Genomic DNA, 4,223 nt, shown 5'->3' with positions numbered 1-4,223 from the left:
GCCGTCGTCAATACGCGGGAACCGGTCACCGAGGACGGACATATGATCCTGGCGGCAGACGGCAGCTTCTACTATCGGCCGGATGGAGCGCAGTTGCTGGTATCGCCCTGTGAAGCCGTGCCCAGCAGAGCTCAGGATGCCAAGCCCGTTGCCGCCGACGTCGAGCGGCTGATGGAGAAAGTCAATGCGGTAACTACACTCGGCCTGACGAGTGTGGACAGGGCCTGGACGGGTCTGCGTACTGAGCGCGCGGGCGGAATGCCGGTGGTCGGCTTCGACGAGGAGGCGCCGCACTTTTTCTGGCTCGCGGGGCAGGCCGGATATGGCATCCAGACGTCCTGGGCGATGGCGGATCTGGCAGCGGGTCTGATCATGGGCACCATTGACAATACTGACCCGATTGCCGCGGCCTTGTCACCACTGAACTAGGTACCCGTACGGCAATCCCCATGCCGCGACGCCGAACTAAGATGTCGCGCCGGATCAGGCCCTTGGGCAGGCGCCTTTGGTCGGGGCCGGCTCAGCTATTGGACTCCGCTGTCCGGCGGCGCCAACTGGAAGTTCCGCTGTTCATCCACCGACTCGACTCCCTCGGCCGATTCCAGGTCCGGGCGCCGGTCCTCGGGCAGCGACCCGGTGATGATGCCGATGTTATCGAGCACCTGCTCCACGTGCATTCCCTTGGCGCGCAGGACACTCGCGACGTCTCCGATCACGCGGAGATGTTCCTGATCGACCGTCACGGTGATGTGGATCATGACTCCATGATACGTCTGCGGAACCGGCTACTGTGGCGCCAGGACCAGCCCTGCTCCGACGTCGACGGAGGGGGCATGCAGCCGTTGTGCTTCCTGGACTATGGTCGCCCACAACTCCAGGCCACGGTGTCCGGTCGCCCCGGCCCACAATGCCGCAATCCCGGCGGCATGCGGTGTCGCCATGCTGGTGCCGCTGATGGTCTTGTAGCGCTCGGGCATCGGCCAGGATGAGTACACCTCGAAGCCCGGTCCAGCCACGTCGACCTGCCCTCCTCTGGCAGGAGCGCTGCGCGCGGAGAAGCCGGCAAGTTTCAGCTGTTGGTTCAGAGCCGCGGTGGCAATGATGAATGGGCTGTTCGCCGGCGTGCCGACGAAGCCGAAATTGCCCGCGTCGCGTTCAGCGTTGTTTCCTGCCGCAGCGACGATGAGCGAGCCTTGCTGAAGGGCACGCCGGCCGGCGGCGGTGTAGGGCGGATGGACCTGCGCGACGTCGGCGCCGAGGGACATCGAGATCACCGCACAGTCGTTGGACACAGCCCAGTCGATGCCGGCGAGGATCCCGCCGTCGTTGCCTGACCCTGCATTACCCAGCACTTTGCCGGCAAAGATGTCGGCCTCATAGGCGACGCCGTACCGTGGGCCAGTGGATGGGCTCCTCGGGCCGCAGGCAGTACCGATGCAGTGCGTTCCATGGCCGTGTCCGTCCTGCGCGGATTCGCCGGGAGTGAAGGATTCAGCGGTGACATTGCGTCCAGCAAAGTCAGGGTGGCTGGCATCAAAGCCGGTGTCCAGGACGGCAACTTTGATGCCCTTGCCGGACTGCGGGGATGACGTTGCGCGTGTTGCCTGCAGGCCCCAGGTGGCCGTGGCCGAGTCTTCGAAGTTTGCTGGCCGATCGCCGGAACCGTTGCCTGTGTCGGCGCCGGAATCCAGCCTGGCCGTAAGATCCGCGACGCCGTCACGGTACCCGTGGGCATAAACCGACGATGAGTCCGTCAACACACGGTGCACCAGTTCCGGCACCACCGAAATGACTTTTCCCTGGCTTCCGCTGGACGCCTGCAGAGCCGCGGCTTGCTCGGCATTGGCCGATACGACCGCCATTCCCAGCGAGGCGAAGACCGTCGCGTCGGCGTCCCTGGTTTCGGAGAGGTCTGCGCCGCGGTTACGGAAATCCCGCGAGCTTGCCACGTTGGACAGACCTGCGGCCGACGACAGCACCGCGGAGGCGTCTGTGTCGGTGCCGGCGAAGATGACGATGTAGCGCCCGGTGGTTTCGGCCTCCGCGGCGGTTCCGGATCCGCCGCTTCCCGACGATGCTGCCTCGATCACGATGCTCTCCTTTGGTCGCGCCCCTCAACCCGTCCGGTCCGGCGGCGGAATGCGCGGCCACCGGTGGGCGGTCTGATCAGGATAACCGCGCCACGGGTGACCTGTCCGGTATTGCGGGCGGCCATTCGCCCGGTCCGGTCACTGCAGCGGCGTGTCCAGCACCTCATCGACGGCGTGCAGGAGTGCGCCGGAGTCAACCAATACACGGACGGCCTCGATTTCGGGTGCCAAGTAGCGGTCGGTGTCCGGTCCGGCAACCACCGCCCTGATCATCTGCCGTGCCGCCGTCGTCGCTTTTGACGTCTTGGCCTGTTCCACGCCGCCGTCGCGCATGTCCAAGGCACGTGCCGAAGTGAGGATTTCCACCGCCAGGACACGGGTCAGCCCGTCGATGGCGCGGCGCAGTTTCAGCCCGGCGCTCCAGCCCATCGATACGTGGTCCTCCTGCATTGCCGACGAGGGAATCGAGTCGACCGATGCCGGCACCGCGAGGCGCTTGAGTTCGGAAACGATCCCGGCCTGGGTGTACTGGGCAATCATGTGGCCGGAGTCGACGCCGGGGTCATCCGCGAGGAACGCATTCAGGCCATGGTTGCGGGCCGGATCCAAAAAGCGGTCCGTGCGGCGTTCGCTCATGGAGGCCAGGTCGGCGACGGCGATGGCCAGGAAGTCCAGCGCGTAACCCACCGGCGCACCGTGGAAGTTTCCGTTGGATTCGATTCGGCCATCCAGGGTGATGACGGGATTGTCGACGGCGGATGCCAGCTCGTAACCTGCCACCGATTCGACGTGCGCAAGTGTGGCCCGGACGGCGCCGTGGACCTGCGGCGCGCACCGGACGGAGTAGGCGTCCTGTACCCGGGTGAAGCCCTCCGGCCGCTGTTCATTGATCAGCGGCGAACCAGCCAGAACCGCGCGGATGTTCGCCGCGGAGGTCTTCTGGCCGGGATGCGGACGCAGCGCTTGCAGGTCTTCGGCGAACACGGCGTCCGTGCCGAGCAGACCCTCGACGGTCATGGCCGCGGACAGATCGGCGATCTTGAGCAGCCGGTGCAGGTCGGCCGAGGCCATGATCAACATCCCGAGCATGCCGTCGGTGCCATTGATCAGCGCCAGGCCCTCCTTCTCGCGGAGTTCGACCGGTTCCAGCCCGGCAGCGGAGAGGGCGTCGGCAGCGTCCATCAGTACGCCGTCGTTATTGCGCACTTCACCCTCGCCCATCAGTGCCAGCGCGCAGTGCGAAAGGGGAGCGAGGTCGCCGGAGCAGCCCAGGCTTCCGTATTCGCGGACCACCGGGGTGATGCCGGCATTCAGGATTCCCGCATAAGCCTCCGCCGTCGACGGGCGTACGCCGGTGCGGCCGGTGGCAAGCGTGGAGAGACGCAGCAGCATCAGCCCGCGGACGATCTCGCGGTCGACTTCGGCACCGCTGCTGGCCGCGTGGCTGCGGATCAGCGAGCGCTGCAGCTGCGAACGCAGATCGACGGGGATGTGTTTGGTGGCGAGTGCGCCGAAGCCAGTGGAGACGCCGTAGTGCGGCTTGTCGTCGTCGACCAGCGCCTCGATGACCGCACGGGATTCCGTCATCGCCGTCATCGACTCATCGCTCAGCCTGATCTGCGCGCCGCGCATGGTGACTGCGACGACCTCGGCCGGAGCGAGTGCTCCAACTGATACTTCGACAACGGGGGTGGTGGTCTCGGTCATCGGTACTCCTCGGGATTTGTTGGGGATGCGTTCAAGGCTACTGACAAAAATTCTTTGCCCGCGGTCTTGATATTGCTAAAGAATGAAATTACCGTTTTACTAAGTGAAATACATCTGACGCGGATCTGCAAGATCTGCACGGAAAATTCCGGTCCTCAACACGGAGCCGGCGAAGGAGAAGATCACCGTGGCAGACGCCTCAACCCGGACGGTCGAGCGGGCATTATCCCTGCTCGGCACCGTGTGCGACCGCGGATCCGTCACCCTCGCCGACGCCGCCCGCGGGGTGGACCTGTCCGCCAGCACGGCCCTGCGGCTGTTGCGCACCTTGGAAGCGGCGGGTTTCGTCCGCAAGGACGACGACGGTTACCGGCCGGGGATGCGGATCGTCCAGTTGGGTGCCCAGGCCCTGAGCCACGAGTCGCT

5 protein-coding genes are annotated in these 4,223 nt (G+C 65.5%); 2 read left to right on the top strand and 3 right to left on the bottom strand.

Annotated elements, in window-relative coordinates:
• A partial coding sequence (locus Y707_RS31405) for an FAD-dependent oxidoreductase (RefSeq protein WP_162150203.1) occupies positions 1–429 on the top strand: 429 nt, incomplete at its 5' end.
• 95 nt (positions 430–524) lie between these two features.
• On the opposite strand, the gene Y707_RS0109250 is transcribed toward Y707_RS31405, so the two are convergent.
• The 3 genes from Y707_RS0109250 to hutH all read right to left on the bottom strand — a co-directional run bounded on the left by Y707_RS0109250 (position 525) and on the right by hutH (position 3,797).
• Positions 525–758, bottom strand: coding sequence for a hypothetical protein (locus Y707_RS0109250; RefSeq protein ID WP_026534870.1), 234 nt, complete (start codon positions 756–758; stop codon positions 525–527).
• A 27-nt stretch (positions 759–785) separates the two neighbouring features.
• Positions 786–2,090 (bottom strand): S8 family serine peptidase, encoded by a 1,305-nt coding sequence (locus Y707_RS0109245; protein WP_026534869.1) that lies wholly within the window; start codon positions 2,088–2,090, stop codon positions 786–788.
• Positions 2,091–2,228: 138 nt separating this feature from the next.
• On the bottom strand, positions 2,229–3,797 hold the full coding sequence (gene hutH, locus Y707_RS0109240) for a histidine ammonia-lyase (protein WP_026534868.1): 1,569 nt from the start codon (positions 3,795–3,797) through the stop codon (positions 2,229–2,231).
• A 187-nt stretch (positions 3,798–3,984) separates the two neighbouring features.
• Here hutH and Y707_RS24735 point away from each other — a divergent pair.
• Positions 3,985–4,223, top strand: a 239-nt coding sequence (locus Y707_RS24735) for a helix-turn-helix domain-containing protein (RefSeq protein ID WP_035781011.1), incomplete at its 3' end; no start/stop codon positions are given.

This window comes from Arthrobacter sp. H14 (assembly GCF_000520495.1).
Lineage (GTDB): Bacteria > Actinomycetota > Actinomycetes > Actinomycetales > Micrococcaceae > Arthrobacter_C.
The sequence above is the reverse complement of the archived record's forward strand: the minus strand, read 5'-3'. Positions and strand labels throughout refer to the sequence as shown.